The 14,418-nt window shown below is 72.4% G+C and carries 15 protein-coding genes; 7 read left to right on the top strand and 8 right to left on the bottom strand.

Annotated features, from left to right (window positions below):
- On the bottom strand, positions 1-222 hold a 222-nt coding region (locus tag ACNAW0_RS15520; RefSeq protein WP_416288560.1), incomplete at its 3' end, for a hypothetical protein.
- A gap of 185 nt (positions 223-407) precedes the next feature.
- Between ACNAW0_RS15520 and ACNAW0_RS15515 the strand changes: the two genes are divergently transcribed.
- Entirely contained in the window at positions 408-1,247 is an 840-nt protein-coding gene (locus ACNAW0_RS15515) for an alpha/beta fold hydrolase (protein ID WP_416288559.1), read from the top strand.
- Positions 1,248-1,609: 362 nt separating this feature from the next.
- Positions 1,610-1,789, top strand: coding sequence for a hypothetical protein (locus ACNAW0_RS15510; protein WP_416288558.1), 180 nt, complete (start codon positions 1,610-1,612; stop codon positions 1,787-1,789).
- A gap of 46 nt (positions 1,790-1,835) precedes the next feature.
- On the opposite strand, the gene ACNAW0_RS15505 is transcribed toward ACNAW0_RS15510, so the two are convergent.
- Together ACNAW0_RS15505 and ACNAW0_RS15500 are read right to left on the bottom strand one after the other, a co-directional pair.
- Positions 1,836-3,068, bottom strand: coding sequence for an RNA polymerase sigma factor (locus tag ACNAW0_RS15505; protein ID WP_416288557.1), 1,233 nt, complete (start codon positions 3,066-3,068; stop codon positions 1,836-1,838).
- Positions 3,069-3,071: 3 nt separating this feature from the next.
- Complete coding sequence (locus ACNAW0_RS15500) at positions 3,072-3,473, bottom strand: YciI family protein (RefSeq protein ID WP_416288556.1); 402 nt, start codon at positions 3,471-3,473, stop codon at positions 3,072-3,074.
- A 444-nt stretch (positions 3,474-3,917) separates the two neighbouring features.
- On the opposite strand from ACNAW0_RS15500, the gene ACNAW0_RS15495 reads away from it, so the two are divergent.
- From ACNAW0_RS15495 to ACNAW0_RS15485, 3 genes are all read left to right on the top strand, one after another.
- A complete protein-coding gene (locus ACNAW0_RS15495) occupies positions 3,918-4,136 on the top strand; it encodes a hypothetical protein (RefSeq protein ID WP_416288555.1) in 219 nt (72 codons plus the stop codon).
- A gap of 106 nt (positions 4,137-4,242) precedes the next feature.
- A complete protein-coding gene (locus tag ACNAW0_RS15490) occupies positions 4,243-4,455 on the top strand; it encodes a hypothetical protein (protein WP_416288554.1) in 213 nt (70 codons plus the stop codon).
- A gap of 158 nt (positions 4,456-4,613) precedes the next feature.
- Positions 4,614-5,258, top strand: coding sequence for an HAD family hydrolase (locus tag ACNAW0_RS15485; RefSeq protein WP_416288566.1), 645 nt, complete (start codon positions 4,614-4,616; stop codon positions 5,256-5,258).
- A 53-nt stretch (positions 5,259-5,311) separates the two neighbouring features.
- Here the strand turns inward: ACNAW0_RS15485 and ACNAW0_RS15480 are convergent, their stop codons facing one another.
- The 5 genes from ACNAW0_RS15480 to ACNAW0_RS15460 all read right to left on the bottom strand — a co-directional run bounded on the left by ACNAW0_RS15480 (position 5,312) and on the right by ACNAW0_RS15460 (position 12,071).
- Positions 5,312-7,861 (bottom strand): ABC transporter permease, encoded by a 2,550-nt coding sequence (locus tag ACNAW0_RS15480; protein ID WP_416288553.1) that lies wholly within the window; start codon positions 7,859-7,861, stop codon positions 5,312-5,314.
- Positions 7,861-8,628 (bottom strand): ABC transporter ATP-binding protein, encoded by a 768-nt coding sequence (locus ACNAW0_RS15475; protein WP_416288552.1) that lies wholly within the window; start codon positions 8,626-8,628, stop codon positions 7,861-7,863. The genes ACNAW0_RS15480 and ACNAW0_RS15475 overlap by 1 nt, the downstream gene beginning before the upstream one ends.
- A 275-nt stretch (positions 8,629-8,903) precedes the next feature.
- Complete coding sequence (locus ACNAW0_RS15470) at positions 8,904-9,590, bottom strand: response regulator (protein ID WP_416288551.1); 687 nt, start codon at positions 9,588-9,590, stop codon at positions 8,904-8,906.
- A gap of 147 nt (positions 9,591-9,737) precedes the next feature.
- Positions 9,738-11,024 (bottom strand): RNA-guided endonuclease InsQ/TnpB family protein, encoded by a 1,287-nt coding sequence (locus ACNAW0_RS15465; protein WP_416288550.1) that lies wholly within the window; start codon positions 11,022-11,024, stop codon positions 9,738-9,740.
- A gap of 129 nt (positions 11,025-11,153) precedes the next feature.
- Positions 11,154-12,071: a PD-(D/E)XK nuclease family protein gene (locus ACNAW0_RS15460; protein ID WP_416288549.1), complete on the bottom strand. Its 918-nt coding sequence runs from the start codon at positions 12,069-12,071 to the stop codon at positions 11,154-11,156.
- Between the two features lie 131 nt (positions 12,072-12,202).
- Between ACNAW0_RS15460 and ACNAW0_RS15455 the strand changes: the two genes are divergently transcribed.
- Together ACNAW0_RS15455 and ACNAW0_RS15450 are read left to right on the top strand one after the other, a co-directional pair.
- On the top strand, positions 12,203-13,294 hold the full coding sequence (locus ACNAW0_RS15455; RefSeq protein ID WP_416288565.1) for a site-2 protease family protein: 1,092 nt from the start codon (positions 12,203-12,205) through the stop codon (positions 13,292-13,294).
- A gap of 41 nt (positions 13,295-13,335) precedes the next feature.
- Positions 13,336-14,310, top strand: a complete 975-nt coding sequence (locus ACNAW0_RS15450) for a tRNA (adenine-N1)-methyltransferase (RefSeq protein ID WP_416288564.1) — start codon at positions 13,336-13,338, stop codon at positions 14,308-14,310.
- Positions 14,311-14,418 lie beyond the last annotated feature (108 nt).

Genomic DNA, 14,418 nt, shown 5'->3' with positions numbered 1-14,418 from the left:
GCTGTGATAGGCAGACCCGCTAACCAACCACAGCAGGGGAGACGCGACCGCACCGACCACCATGCCGATCCCCAATGGGGCAAGACGCGAACCCAGTGGTGCGAGGATGAGCCCAACGACCACGACGATAAAGACGGGCACCGCGCTGGCGTAGATGAAATAGATGGACCACGAGTGCGGATCGTCGCCGCGCTGGGGGAACATCCCGATGATCGCGATCAACAGCGTATGGAGTCCGCCGCCTATGGCCGATCCCGTCAGCAGCGGAAGCCAAAAGGAACGTCTAGTGGGTCGGTCACCAGGATGGCTTCTCACGTGATGGCTTCCAAGCTGATGGTGGAGTTGCGCCGGCCGTTGCCGGAAATGAAGGTACGCCCACCGAGGCGGCGAGTGGCAAGATCGTCGCAGTGGAGAGCTTCAGGTCCTGGGACGGCACCGAGCTGGCGTACCGAGTCGCCGGCTCCGGGCCGCCGTTGGTGTGCGTGCCCGGCGGCCCGGGGCAGGCGGTGGAGTATCTGGGCGAGCTGGGCGGGCTCACCAGCCGCCGTACCCTGATCCTGCTGGACAACCGGGGGACGGGCGCGTCGAGTGCGCCCGCAGATCCCGACACCTATCGGGTCGACCGCCTCGTCGACGACGTGGAAGCACTGCGCCAGCACCTGGGCTTCGACCGGATGGATCTGTTCGGGCATTCCGCCAGCGGCGGGACCTGCCTGCTCTACGCCGCCCGGCACCCCGGGCGGCTGGCCCGTCTGGTGCTGGTCGCCCCGTCGTTGCGGGTGGTCGGGTTGCCCTCGGACCTCGACGTCGACAGCGTGCTGGCCCGGCGGGCGTACGAGCCGTGGCACGCCGCCGCGGTGGCGGCGTTGTACGCCGAGCCGACGACCCCGCAGGAGCAACAGCGGTACCGGTGGCAGGCGGCACCGCTGTTGTACGGGCGCTGGAGTGCCGCGGCTCAGGCGCAGGCGGCGGCCGAACCCGTCCAGTTCGCCCCGGCCGCCACCGACGGGTTCTACGCGGGGTTCGAACCCGATCCGATGCTGCCCGCCCGCCTGGCGGAGCTCACCGTTCCCACCCTGCTCCTGGTCGGCGAGCACGACATCTGGCCGACCGTGGCCGCCGTGCGGCAGCTCGCCGCTCTCCTCGGCGACGTCGAGACGGTGATCCAGCCGGACAGTGGTCACTTTCCCTGGGTCGATGATCCGGCCGCCTTCGCGGCGTCGGTGGAGGCGTTCCTGGCCGGTTGACGGCCAGGGGGAGCCCGCCGGGAGCGCACCATGGACAGGTGTGAACGACACGCGTCGTCGGGTGGCTGGGCCTGGCCGCATATTTCCGTGAACAGCGGTGAGTGTCTGGCGTACCGTGTCTGGCACCACGCTGTGGGACCCGGGTGCCGGGCGGCGGCCGGCCACTGCCGTGTCGACCTCGGTGCCAACTGCCCTCCAGCGCCGGTGCGCAGACTGCTCGGTCCGCCGACCCCCACTCCGGGCGGGTGTCGAGCGGCCGGCCGGGGGTAAACGCCCAGGCGGATCGCCCCGACCCTGGGCAGCCCGCGAGATGCCGGCGTCGGGGGGCGGGGCGACGATGAGGGGACGAGGAGGGGGCGACGATGGCCGACGAGACGCCAGTCAAGGCTCGGCCGGGCACGACCACGATCGTCGGCGTGCCGGCCGAATCCCGTCCTGAGGAACCGCCGAGCAGCCTGGATCTGTGGGCCCAGGCCCAGGTGCTGCACCGCTGCTTCGGCGAGGACGACGAGGAGACGCACATCCTGCGCGGCCTCGATTGACGGTCGGGGCTGCGGGGCCGGCGCGGAGGTCGCCCGGCTGCCCCGGTCAGGCCAGCCGGGCGGCGCGGGCGTGCAAATAGCGCTGCTGGGCCAGGTTCATCGACCGGCGGGCCGCTGACAGGTACGCCTGCCGCGCGGCGTCCGTCTCCCCGGCGAGTTCGAGCAGGTGCGCGCGGGCGGCGTACCGGCGGGGATCCTCGGCGACCCGGCGGTCGGCGCCGAGGGCGTCGAGCAGTTCCAGCCCGGCCCGGGGGCCGCGGGTCATGGCCACCGCCACCGCGTGGTTGAGGCGTACGACGGGGTTGTCGGAGATGGCCAGCAGCATCTCGTAGAGGGCGACGATCTGCGGCCAGTCGGTGGCCTCGACGCTGGGCGCCTCGTCGTGCAGGGCGGCGATGGCCGCCTGGAGCTGGTAGGGGCCCACGGCGCCCCGGGGCAGGGCGGCCTCGACGAGCCGCGTCCCCTCGGCGATCTGCTCGCCGCGCCAGCGCCGCCGGTCCTGCTCCGCCATCGGCACCAGCGTCCCGTCCGGCCCGGTTCGTGCGGGGGTACGCGCGTCGGTGAGCAGCATCAACGCCAGCAGCCCGGCCACCTCGGGGTCTTCGGTGAGCCGGTGCAGCAGCCGGGCCAGCCGGATCGCCTCGACGCGCAGGTCCGCCCGGTGCAGCCGCTCCCCGGCGGTGCTCGCGTACCCCTCGTTGAAGACCAGGTAGAGCACGTGCAGCACCGCGTCGAGCCGGGCGGACCGGTCGGGGCCGGCGGGCAGGGCGAACGGCAGGCCGCTGTCGCGGATGCGCTGTTTGGCCCGGGTGATCCGCCGGGCCATGGCGGTCTCCGGCACCAGGAACGCCCGGGCCACCTCGGCGGTGCTCAGTCCGCCGACGGCGCGCAGGGTGAGCGCGATCTGCCCGGCCGGGGGCAGCGACGGGTGGCAGCAGAGGAACAGCAGGATCAGCGTGTCGTCCGCGTCGTCCGGTCCGTGGTCGGCCGGCGGCGCCAGCCACCGGTCCGGCGGGAGCTGGCGGGCGACGGTGTCCTCGCGGCGGCGGCAGGCCTGTTCGGCGCGGAGCAGGTCGGTCAGCCGGCGGGACGCGACGGTGATCAGCCACGCCTTCGGGTCGTCGGGCGGGCCGGTGTCGGGCCACCGCGTGGCGGCGGCGAGCAGTGCCTCCTGGGTGGCGTCCTCGGCGGTGTCGAAGTGCCCGTACCGGCGTACGAGCGCGCCGAGGACCTGCGGCGCCAGGGCGCGCAGCAGGTCCTCGACGCCTCCGTCGGCCATCGGTCAGCCCTGGAGCTCCTCGATGCCGTCCACGACCGGGCGTACGTCGACGTACTCGCCCTCGGCGTCGGGGTTGACGAACCGGGCGGCGATCTCGGTGGCCCGGTCGAAGCTGTCGCACTCGACCAGGGTGTAGCCGGCGAGCACCTCCTGCGTCTCGGCGTACGGGCCGTCGGTGACCACGGGTGCGCCGCCGCGCAGCCGGACCCGGCGGGCGTGCACCGGGGCGGTGAGCCCCTGCGCGTCGACCAGTTCGCCGGACTCGGCCAGTTCCTTGTGCACCGACTCCATGTGGGCGTGCATCGCCGCGATCTGCTCGGGGCTCATCGGCGGCCGGTCGCCCGGTCGCCCGGCCAGGGTGTCGTAGTCCTGCTGGGTGCCGTAGAGCATGATCAGGTACTTCACGGTGTCTCCTCTCGGCCGGCGCCGCTCGCGCCGCTCACCCGGGACGTCGGAGCCGGAGAGCCGCCCCGGACACCAGCGTAGGGGCGGGTCAGCCGAGCTGGCCGGAGGCGAGCAGCGCCGCCGTGGGCAGGGCGAGGTTCCCGTCGGCGTCCCGGTAGCGGGCGCTGAGCCGGTCGTACTCCTGCCGGACGCGCTCCCGCACGGCGGCAAGCTGCCGCTCCAGCAGCAGACCGATCGTGCTGATGCCATGGGCCGGGCCGGCCCACCAGCTCTCCGGATCCGTGCGGTGTTCCCAGGCCAGGGTGACGCACCGGACGTCGGACAGCCCGGCCGCAGCCAGCAGGCCGATCAGGCCCGCCTCGGTGCGCGGGAAGTCCCGGTCCGGGGCAGCGTAGCCCGTCCGGCGCCTCTCCCGGGGTGCGCGGCGGTCCTATCCTGACGGCCATGACGACGATTGTGGTGGCAGTGACGGTGGTGGCCGTGGTCGTCGCGGCGGCGGTCGGGTACGTGTCGTGGCGGGACCGGCGGCGGTCCATTCCGGACGAGGACCGGACGGCCGCGCGCAGCGCGCAGGCCGACCAGCAGCGGTACGAGCGCGAGCGCCACGGCGCCCAGGCCGACACGGTACGCCGTGGTCAGTTCCCCGAGGGCGGTGTGTGGTGAGCTCCGCCGCCGGGAGTCGGCGGCGATGGACTGGTCCTGGTCGTGCTCAGGCAGCCGGTCGAAGCGTGACTCCCGCGGTGAAGCGCGACTGCTCTACCGTGACCTCATGACGGCGGTCATGGTGGTGCTGGCGATGGCGGCCGCGCTGCTCGCGACGGTGTTCGGGTACGTCGGCTGGCGGGACCGCCGCCGGGTCAGCTCCGACGACGACCCGGCGGTGCTGCGGGCCGCCCGGGCGGAGAGGCACCGGCGGGCGGCCGAGCGGGAACACGCGCAGCACGACGGATGGAACAACGGCGGCCACGGTTTCACCGGCTGAACGCGCCGGCGGCGAGCTGGGCGCGTGCGGGCTGGGTCGATGTCGTAGGTCACCCGGTACGGGGTGGGCCGGGCGCCGGCCCCGGCCCGGCTGGGAGGATCGGCGGGTACGCCCAGCGCGTGAAGGAGGCCCCGCTGATCAGCAAGCATCCCGCCGCCGTGCTCTTCGACATGGACGGCACCCTGGTCGACAGCGAGAAGCTGTGGGACGTGGCGTTGCAGGAACTCGCCGCGGTCTACGGCGGCACCCTCTCGGATGCCGCCCGTCAGGCGATCACCGGCACCAGCATGGACGACTCGATGCGGATCCTGCACGACGACCTCGGCCAACCGGAACGGGACCCGCAGGCCAGCGCCGAGTGGATCAACGTACGGATCCTGGAGCTGTTCCGCACCGGGCTGCGTTGGCGGCCGGGCGCGCTGGCGCTGCTGCGGGCGGTCCGCGTGGCCGGCGTTCCGACCGCCCTGGTCACCTCCAGCGGCCGGCCGCTGGTCGAGGTCGCCCTCGACACCCTCGGTCGGGACAGCTTCGAGGTGGTGGTGTGCGGGGACGAGGTCGGTGCGCCCAAGCCGCACCCCGAGCCGTACCTGACCGCCGCCCGGCTGCTCGACGTGCCGATCGAGCGGTGCGTGGCGATCGAGGACTCGCCGACCGGGGTGGCCAGCGCCCTGGCCGCCGGGGCGGCGGTGCTGGCCGTGCCGACCGAGGTGCCGCTGCCGCCGACGGACGGCGTACACCAGTTGGAGAGCCTGACCGGGGCGGACCTGGAGCTGCTCGCGGCGTTGCTGGCCGACGCCCGCTGAAGGAGGGGCCCTTTGTCAACGCCGGGCGTTGACAAAGGGCCTCTCCTTTCCTCTCACTCGTGGGCGATGGCGCCCAGCACGTTGATCCGGGCGGCCCGGATCGCCGGCAGGACCGCGGCGACCACCCCGACGATCGCGGCCAGGCCGAGCATGACCCCCATCTGACCCCAGGGCAGGATCAGGTCCTTGATCCCCTCGTCCTTCAGCGCCCGGACCACGGCGGCGCCGAGGCCGCTGCCGACGGCGACGCCCAGCAGCGCGCCGAACACCGAGATCACCACCGCCTCGACGGTGACCATGCGCATGGTCTGCGCCCGCCGCAGCCCGATCGCCCGCAGCAGGCCCAGCTCCCGGGTGCGTTCCAGCACCGACAGCGCCAGGGTGTTCACGATGCCGAGCACCGCGATCACGATGGCCAGCGCCAGCAGGATCTGGATCATCTGGAGCAGGCCGTCCAGCGAGCCGGTCTGCTGCTTGATGAACGCGTCCCGGTCGGCCACCGACACCTCGGGAGAGTCGGCGAGCAGCCGCTCCACCTGCGGCTGGACGTCGGCCACCCGGGTGTCCGGGGCGAGCTGCACGAAGCCCTGGATCGGCTGCGGGATGGCGAAGTCACGGGCCGCCTGCGGCGGCAGCACCACCGGGTTGGTCAGCTGTGAACTCTCGTAGATGCCGCTGACCGTGTAGGTGCGGGCCTCGCCGCGGGACAGCTGCACCGTCACCGTCGAGCCGACCGAGACGCCCCGGGATTTGGCGGTGTCGGAGCTGAACAGCATCTGGTCCGGGCCCAGCCGGCTGATGTCGCCGGCGGTGGGCTTCGCCCCGAAGATCCGCTCCAGCGCGGCGATGTTGCTTGACGCGGCCACCCAGGTCCGTTGGCCGTTGACCACGGCCATGTCGCCGTACTCGCCGTCGACCAGTTGCACGCCGGGCAGCGCGGTCGCCTTGTCCAGCACCGCCGGGTCGAAGCTCGGCGGCCGTGGGCCGCCCTGCACCCCGGCGATCACCAGCTCTGCCTTGATGGTGTCCTTTGCCAGCGCGCTGATGCTCCCCTTCGCCGAGTCCAGGATCACCGTCACCCCGGTGACCAGGGCGATGCCGACCATCAGCGCGGCGGCGGTGATCGCCGTACGGCGGGGGTTGCGCCCGGAGTTGAGCCGGCCCAGCTTGCCCGGCACCGACCAGGCGAAGATCGCCCCCAGCAGGGAGACCACCGGGCGGCTGATCAACGGGGTCAGCAGCGCCACGCCGATGAAGGCGAAGAGCACGCCGCCGAGGATGGTGGTCAGGGTGTTGCCCCGGGCGTTGCCGCTGAGCCCGAGGAAGAGCAGCGCGGCGCCGACCGCGGTGACCAGCGTGCCGGCCACCGTGATCCGGGTCAGCGGACGGTCGGGAGTGGCCACGTCCTGCATCGCCGCGATCGGCGGGATCCGGGACGCGCGCAGCGCCGGCAGCAGCGCCGCCACCACGGTGATCACCAGGCCGACCGAGAACGCGCCGATCACCGCGGCTGCCGGTACGCCGATCCCGGCCAGGGTGAGGCCCCCGGCCAGGTTGCCGAACGCCCACGCCAGCAACGCGCCGATGCCGATGCCGGCGGCCAGGCCGAACACCGAGGCGATCAGGCCCACCGCGATGGCCTCCAGCACGACCGCCCCGATGATCTGCCGGCGGCTCGCCCCGACGGCCCGCATCAGGGCCAGCTCACGGGTCCGCTGCGCGACGATGATCGAGAACGTGTTGAGGATCAGGAAGGTGCCGACCAGCAGCGCCACCGCCGCGAAGCCGAGCAGGATCTTGTTGAAGAAGGCCAGCCCCTCCTTCAGGCCGGCCGACGCGTCGGCGGCGACCTGCTTGCCGGTCTTGACCTCGTAGTCCCCGCCCACGGTGCGGGCCACCTCGTCGCGCAGCGTCTCCGGGGTGGTCCCGTCGGCGGCTTGGACGGTCACGCTGGAAAAGGCGTCCGGCTTACCGAGCATCAACTGCTGGGCGACCGGCGTGGTGAAGGCGACCTCGTTGACGCCGCCCATCGAGTCCCGGCCCCCGCTGTAGCCGAAGACGCCGACCAGCGTGAACTCCTTCTTCGGGGCCAGGGTCAGCACGCCCACCCGGTGACCGACCTTGACCTTCGCCGCGTTGGCGAGGGCGACGTTGACCACGATCTCGTCGTCGGCCTGCGGCGCGCGTCCCTCGCGCAGCTGCACCAGGTCGCTCTCGCCCAGCCAGTTCTCGCCTATTTGCGGCGGGCCGAACGAGGTCACCACCTTGCCGTTGCTGCCGATCAGGCGGGCGCCGTCGGCGTTGACCACGCCCTTGGCCTCGGCCACGCCGGGCACCGCCTTCACCCGGTCAAGGACCGAGGTGGGCACCGGGGCGGCGACCTGCTCGCCCTCGGCCTCCTTCACGGCGATCTTCGGCTTCGCGGCGACGTTGACGTCGACCTCGGAGAACCCGTCGGCGAAGACCGCGTCGAATGACCGGCCGAGGGTGTCGGTGAGCACGAACGCGCCGGAGACGAACATGACGCCCAGCACCACCGCCAGGCCGGAAAGCAGCAGGCGGACCTTGCGCGCCAGCAGGCTCTTCAGTGTGGCCCGGAACATCAGTTCGCCACCTCGGCCGGGGCGTCCAGCTTCTTCATCGTGTCCAGCACCGTGTCGGCGGTCGGCTCGATCAGCTCGGAGACGATCTGCCCGTCGGCCAGGAAGATCACCCGGTCCGCGTACGCGGCGGCGGTCGGATCGTGGGTCACCATCACGATGGTCTGGCCGTGCTCGCGGACCGAGTTGCGCAGGAAGTTCAGCACCTCGGCGCCGGACCGGGAGTCCAGATTGCCGGTCGGCTCGTCCGCGAAGATCACCTCGGGACGGGCGACCAGGGCGCGGGCACATGCCACCCGCTGCTGCTGGCCGCCGGAGAGCTGCGCCGGCCGGTGCCCCAGCCGGTCCCGCAGACCGACCGTCGTGATCACCGTGTCGTACCAGGCCGGGTCCGGCTTGCGGCCGGCGATCGACATCGGCAGCAGGATGTTCTCCTGGGCGGTGAGCGTGGGCAGCAGGTTGAACTGCTGGAAGATGAAGCCCACCTTGTCCCGGCGCAGCTTCGTCAGCCCGGCGTCGTTGAGCCCGGTCACCGTCGTCTCGCCGATCGAGACCGTGCCCCGGGTCACCGAGTCGAGGCCGGCCAGGCAGTGCATCAACGTCGACTTGCCCGACCCGGACGGGCCCATGATCGCGGTGAACCGGCCCCGCTCGAACTCGGCGGTCACCCCTCCTAGCGCGGTGACCTGCGCCTCACCGGTGCCGTACACCTTCCACACGTCGTTCGCCCGGGCCGCGGCCTGCGCCTGCTGGCCTGTCGTCGCGGTCACGTCATCTACCTCTTCCATCTACCGATCCGCACCGCCCCCGCTGGCCGGTGCGGCAGTTCTCATCCTCGGTGCCGCCGGCCGAATTTCCGTCCGACCCCGGGCGGAGCCGCCGCCGGAAATCGCGGTGAGGGTCGCCCCCGAGGCCGGCTCAGGGTCCTCCCTGACCCCGTGGCCGGCATGGCGTCGCCGACGCTAGGACGTCACGTCGCGTCATGGTCAACCCTGCCGCGCCGCCGATGGTCACGGTAGGTGATGGTTGCCACCCCGTACGCAGGTCAGGCTCCCGGGCGCACCAGGCCCGTCTCGTACGCCAGGACCACCGCCTGCACCCGGTCACGCAGGCCCAGCTTGGTCAGCACGTGCCCGACGTGGGTCTTGATGGTGGTCTCGCTGACCGTCAGCGCCCGGGCGATCTCGGCGTTGGACAGCCCGCGCGCCACGTGCACCAGCACCTCACGCTCCCGCTCGGTCAGCGCGCTCAGCGTCTTCGGCGGGGCCGCCGCCGGGTCGGGCAGCGCGTCGGCGAAACGGTCCAGCAGCCGCCGCAGGATCCGCGGTGCCACCACCGCCTCCCCGGCGGCCACCGTACGGATCGCGGTTACCAGGTCCTCGGCCGGCACGTCCTTGGCGAGGAACCCGCTCGCCCCCGCCCGTAGCGCCCCCACCACGTACTCGTCCAGGTCGAAGGTGGTGAGGATGAGCACCCGCACCGGCAGCCGGGAGTCCACGATCGCCCGGGTCGCCGCCACCCCGTCCATCCGGGGCATCCGGATGTCCATCAGCACCACGTCCGGCAGCAGTCGCCGGGACAGCTCCACCGCCTCCAACCCGTCCCCGGCCTCGGCGACGATGTCCAGGTCGTCCTCGGTGCCGAGCACCATCCGGAAGCCGGTGCGCAGCAGCGGCTGGTCGTCGGCGAGCAGGATCCGCACCGGTCGCGAGTTCGCCGTGCTGTCGGTCATCCGTCATCCCTCGTCGTGCCGGCCGGGCCGGGACCGGTCAGGCCGCCACCGCCCCGGCGGACTCGAGCGGGATCCGGGCGTACACCCGGAAGCCACCGCCGGTCCGCGGACCGGTCCGCAGAATCCCACCTTGACATCCCCTCCCGCCTAAAGAATGCGGGAGATTCCCGTTTCCAGCGCCGGTTGTGGCCGGCGTTGGGTGGGTGGTCGACAGGACGCCTTGCGGTTCCTGTCCCGGACTGCCCGCCCGGTGTATGGGGGTGCCACCTCGGCGGCATCCCTGATGTTGATCGCCGCGTTCACGTCAGCGTGGGCCTGGTATCCGCAGGACCGGCACCAGAACACCGCTTGGCTTTCGCGGTTGTTCCGGTGCGTGAACCCGCAGTGGTTGCACCGCTGAGAGGTGTACGCGGCAGGCACCCTGCCGATGCGGGTGCCGGTGAACCGTGCGCGATTGTCTAGGGCCGTGTGGAACAGACCCCAGCCCTTGTCGAGGATCGCCCGGTTCAACCCGGCCTTCTGCCGCACATTTATGCCAGGCTCTTCGATAGTGCCTTTCGCGGTGGTGGTCATAGCGTGGATGTCGAGGCGTTCGATCTTGACGATCGCATACCGGCCGCAGAGTCGGTTCGCCGCCCAAGCGACGAAGTCACCCCGCCGGTGACGGACCTTCGCCTCGATCCGGGCGATCTGCGCCCGCACCCTGCGGGCCCGGTTCGAGGTCGCCGCGCCGAGCTGGCGGCGGGCGGTCTCCTGCCGGCCCGCCTTCGACTTCAACCTGGCCAGCGTCCGCTCCTGGCCCGGGCTGGTGAAGGTGCGGTTCCACAGGCGCTCGTCGGACATCGCCAGCGCGATCGTGACTCCCCGGTCGACACCCACGACTGTGTCGGGTCGGGCATGGGTCTTCGGCTTGGTGATGCCGGCGTGGATGCCGAACCCGACGTGCCACGCGGTGCCGTCGAACGACACCACCGCGTTGCGGATCACCCCACCCAACGAGCGTGACCACCGGAACTTGACCTCGCCGATTTTCGGCAGCTTGACCGCACCCCACCGGCGGTTCAGCCGCCGTACCGAGATCGCCTGCCCCGGAAACGGCACCGACAACCGCGACGACTTCCGCTTCCGCGTCGGCGGTCCCGCCGGATGCCGCGGATCCCACCAGTTCCGATACGCCTGATCCAGATGACGCAACACCTGCTGACCCGACTGTGCCGGTAGGCCAGCAACCCAGTCCAGTTCTCTACGCGCCTCGGTCAGGAAGGCGCACTGGGCGGAGTACCCGAGTGTGACCTTCCGCTGCCGCCACGCGAACTGACGTTGCTCCAAGGCGGTGTTATACAGCCACCGGCAGGTGTGTCCCCACGAGGTCAGCTGCTGCGCCTGCTCGCCGGTCGGATACAGCCGATACCGGCGACCCGTGTCCGCCTCCACACATGTCATTCTATATAGCCACTGACTACCCGGTCCGCACCAGCAGACAGCGCACCTTCCTGCTCCACGCCCATCTCGTTTTCGGCACGAAATACCGGGCACGCGTCTTTGCGGCCGCAAGGAGGCGGATCACTCGTCCGCCCCGGGCACGACCGGCCGGGAGCGGGCGTCGGTCAGCGGATCCCCGGCACTGGTCGCCGGGAACGGCGGTGGGGTGCCGCCGAAGCTGGGGCAGAGCGCCTGATGGCTGCACCAGTCGCAGAGCCGGCTCGGTCGGGGACGGAAATCCTGCCGCTCGGTGGCCTGTTCGATGGCCTGCCAGAGCGCCACCACAGTGCGCTCGAAGCGCAGCAACTCCTCCGCGTCGGGGGTGTAGTCGCACACCTCGGCGTCCTTGAGGTAGAGCAGCCGCAGCATCCGCGGCACCACCCCGCGGGTGCGCCACAGCACCAGGGCGTAGAACTTCAGCTGGAAAAGCGCCCGCGCCTCGAACGCCTCCCGCGGCGCGCCGCCGGTCTTGTAGTCGACCACCCGCAGCGCGCCGTCCGGGGCCACGTCGAGCCGGTCCAGGTAGCCCCGGATCAGCAACTCCTCGTCGACCACCGCCGAGATCAACGCCTCCCGCTCGGCCGGCTCCAGCCGGCGCGGGTCCTCCACCGCGAAGTAGCCCTCCAGCAGCGCGGTGGCCGAGCGGAGGAACTCGGTCACCCCCGTGGGGTCGCCCTCGGCGAACAGCGTCCCCAGCTCCGGCTGCTCGGTGACCAGCCGGTCCCACTGGGGGGCGACCAGGTCACCGGCGGACTGCGGGGTGCGCGCCGCCGCCGGCAGGTCGAACAGCCGCTCCAGCACCGCGTGCACCAGCGTGCCCCGGGCCTGCTCCACGGTGGGGCGCTCGGGCAGCCGGTCGATGCTGCGGAACCGGTAGAGCAGCGGGCAGGTCTTGAAATCCGCCGCCCGCGACGGTGACAGCGACGCCCGCACCGTGGGCGGCACGACCACCGGCGCCGTGGGGGAGTCCTGCGTGTCGATCACCGGTTCCGCCGTCATGCCCGGAAGGTTAGGGCACCGGTGTGACAGGGGTCCCGCCGCCGCACCGAGGCATGATCCGCGCCGCGTAGCATCGACCCGTGGAGCAGAGGTCCCGGCCGCCGCGCCGGCCCGGCCTGACCGTCGGTCGGGTGTGCGGGGTGCCGCTGCGCATCGACGCCTCGATGTTGCTGCTCGCCCTGGTCGTCACCGTTCTCTACGCCAGGCTCGTCCGCAGTCAGCTCGACCTCGGCCACCTCGGCGGCTATCTGGTCGGCCTCGGCTTCGTGGTCTCCCTGCTCGGCTCGGTGCTGCTGCACGAGCTGGGCCACGCCCTGACCGCCCGCCGCTACGGCATCGGTGTGCGCGGGATCACCCTGGAGCTGCTCGGCGGCTACACCGAGATGGATCGGGACGCCCCCAGCCCCCGCGTCGACCTGCTGGTCTCTCTCGCCGGCCCGGCCGTGTCCGCGGTGCTCGGCGGCGCCGCGGTGGCCGCCACCCTGGCGCTGCCCGCCGGCACCCTGGCCCACCAGTTCGCCTTCCAACTGGCGGTGAGCAACGTCGTGGTCGCCGTCTTCAACAGCCTGCCCGGGCTGCCGCTCGACGGCGGCCGGGCGCTGCGCGCCGCCGTCTGGGCGCTCACCCGGGACCGGCACCGCGGCACCGAGGTCGCCGGCTGGATCGGCCGTGGTGTCGCGGTCGCCACCGTGGCCGTGCTGGTCCCGCTCACCTCGAGCCGGGTGGTCGCCCCGATGGCGCTGCCGTTGATGCTGCTGGTCGCGGTCACCCTCTGGCGCGGCGCCGGCCAGTCCATCCGGATGGCGCGGATCAGTCGCCGCCTCCCGCTGGTCGACCTGGCCCGGCTCGCCCGCCCGATGTTCCCCGTACCCAGCGGCACCCCGCTCGCCGAGGCGCAGCGCCGCCGAGCAGAGGCCGCCACCCCCGAGGCCGCGCTCGCCGTCGTCGACGGCGCCGGCCGGCCGATCGCCCTGGTCGACCCGGCCCGGGCCGACGCCGTACCCCCGCAACGGCGGCCGTGGCTCGCGGTGGACGCGGTCTCCCACGGCCTGGACATCCTGCCCGCCCTGCCGGTCGGCGCGGACGGCGAACGCGTGCTGGAGACCGTACGCACCCACCCGGGCGCGCAGTACGTGGTGACCGCAGGCGAAGATGTCGTCGGCGTTCTGCACATCGCGGATCTGGCACAGCTTTTGGAACCCAAACGGAAGACGAACACGTGACCGCACATTCCCCCGCCGACCCGGCGCTGCCGCCCGTTCCGATGACTCCAGGTCGCGGCGCGGCGTCAGACGCGCCGAGCCGGAGCCGTCACCGGGGGCCGTTCCGGCCCGGCGACCGGGTGCAGCTGACCGACCCCAAGGGGCGGATGCACACCGTGACGCTGGAGCCCGGCAAGGAGTTCCACACCCACCGGGGGATCCTCCGGCACGACACGCTGATCGGCCTGCCCGACGGCAGTGTGGTCACCACCACCGGCGGCGGCACCGCGTTCCTGGCTCTGCGGCCGCTGCTGTCGGACTACGTGCTCTCCATGCCGCGCGGCGCCCAGGTGATCTACCCGAAGGACTCGGCGCAGATCGTCGCCATGGGCGACATCTTCCCCGGTGCGAAGGTCCTCGAGGCCGGCGCGGGTTCCGGGGCGCTGTCCTGCTCGCTGCTGCGCGCCGTCGGTGTCGCGGGCGAGTTGCACTCGTACGAGCTGCGGGACGACTTCGCCCAGATCGCCAGGCGCAACGTCGAGGCGTTCTTCGACGGCCCGCACCCGGCCTGGCGGTTGCACGTCGGCAACGTCGCCGAGTGCCGGGAGACCGGCTTCGACCGCATCATCCTGGACATGCTCACCCCGTGGGAGATGCTCGACATGGTCGAGCGGGCGCTCGTCCCCGGGGGCGTGCTCATCGGGTACGTGGCCACCACCCCGCAGCTGTCCGAGCTGGTCGAGGCGCTGCGCGAGCGCGGTGGCTGGACCGAGCCGCGCGCCTGGGAGTCCCTGATCCGGGACTGGCACGCCGAGGGGCTGGCCGTGCGCCCCGACCATCGCATGATCGCCCACACGGCGTTCCTGGTCTCCGCGCGCAAGCTCGCCCCCGGGGTCACCGCCCCGCCACGGCGCCGCAAGCCCAGCAAGGGCACCGAGGCGTACGTCCAGCGCCGGCAGGCGCTGCGCGAGGCGGAGGTCGCCCGGCAGGCGGCGGCCGGTCCCGACCCGGCCGGGCCGGAGCCGGACCATTCGTGACCCGGTGGCACGGACGGGTATGAGTGGGCGACGGCTTCAGGTCGCGGCGCGGCGTGAGGCGTGCCGAGCTGAGGTCGTCGTAGGGAGCAGGCGTCCCGGCGGGGACGA

This window comes from Micromonospora sp. SL1-18 (genome assembly GCF_047921505.1).
In the GTDB taxonomy this organism is placed as follows: domain Bacteria; phylum Actinomycetota; class Actinomycetes; order Mycobacteriales; family Micromonosporaceae; genus Micromonospora.
This window is presented reverse-complemented; position numbering and strand designations above follow the sequence as displayed.

Coding starts and splice junctions, on each gene's coding strand:
- ACNAW0_RS15505 (WP_416288557.1), bottom strand. CDS start 3,068: ATGGCCGACGGAGGCGTCGAGGACCTGCTGCGCGCCCTGGCGCCGCAG.
- ACNAW0_RS15510 (WP_416288558.1), top strand. CDS start 1,610: ATGGCCGACGAGACGCCAGTCAAGGCTCGGCCGGGCACGACCACGATC.
- ACNAW0_RS15490 (WP_416288554.1), top strand. CDS start 4,243: ATGACGGCGGTCATGGTGGTGCTGGCGATGGCGGCCGCGCTGCTCGCG.
- ACNAW0_RS15470 (WP_416288551.1), bottom strand. CDS start 9,590: ATGACCGACAGCACGGCGAACTCGCGACCGGTGCGGATCCTGCTCGCC.
- ACNAW0_RS15495 (WP_416288555.1), top strand. CDS start 3,918: ATGACGACGATTGTGGTGGCAGTGACGGTGGTGGCCGTGGTCGTCGCG.
- ACNAW0_RS15480 (WP_416288553.1), bottom strand. CDS start 7,861: ATGTTCCGGGCCACACTGAAGAGCCTGCTGGCGCGCAAGGTCCGCCTG.
- ACNAW0_RS15450 (WP_416288564.1), top strand. CDS start 13,336: ATGACTCCAGGTCGCGGCGCGGCGTCAGACGCGCCGAGCCGGAGCCGT.
- ACNAW0_RS15460 (WP_416288549.1), bottom strand. CDS start 12,071: ATGACGGCGGAACCGGTGATCGACACGCAGGACTCCCCCACGGCGCCG.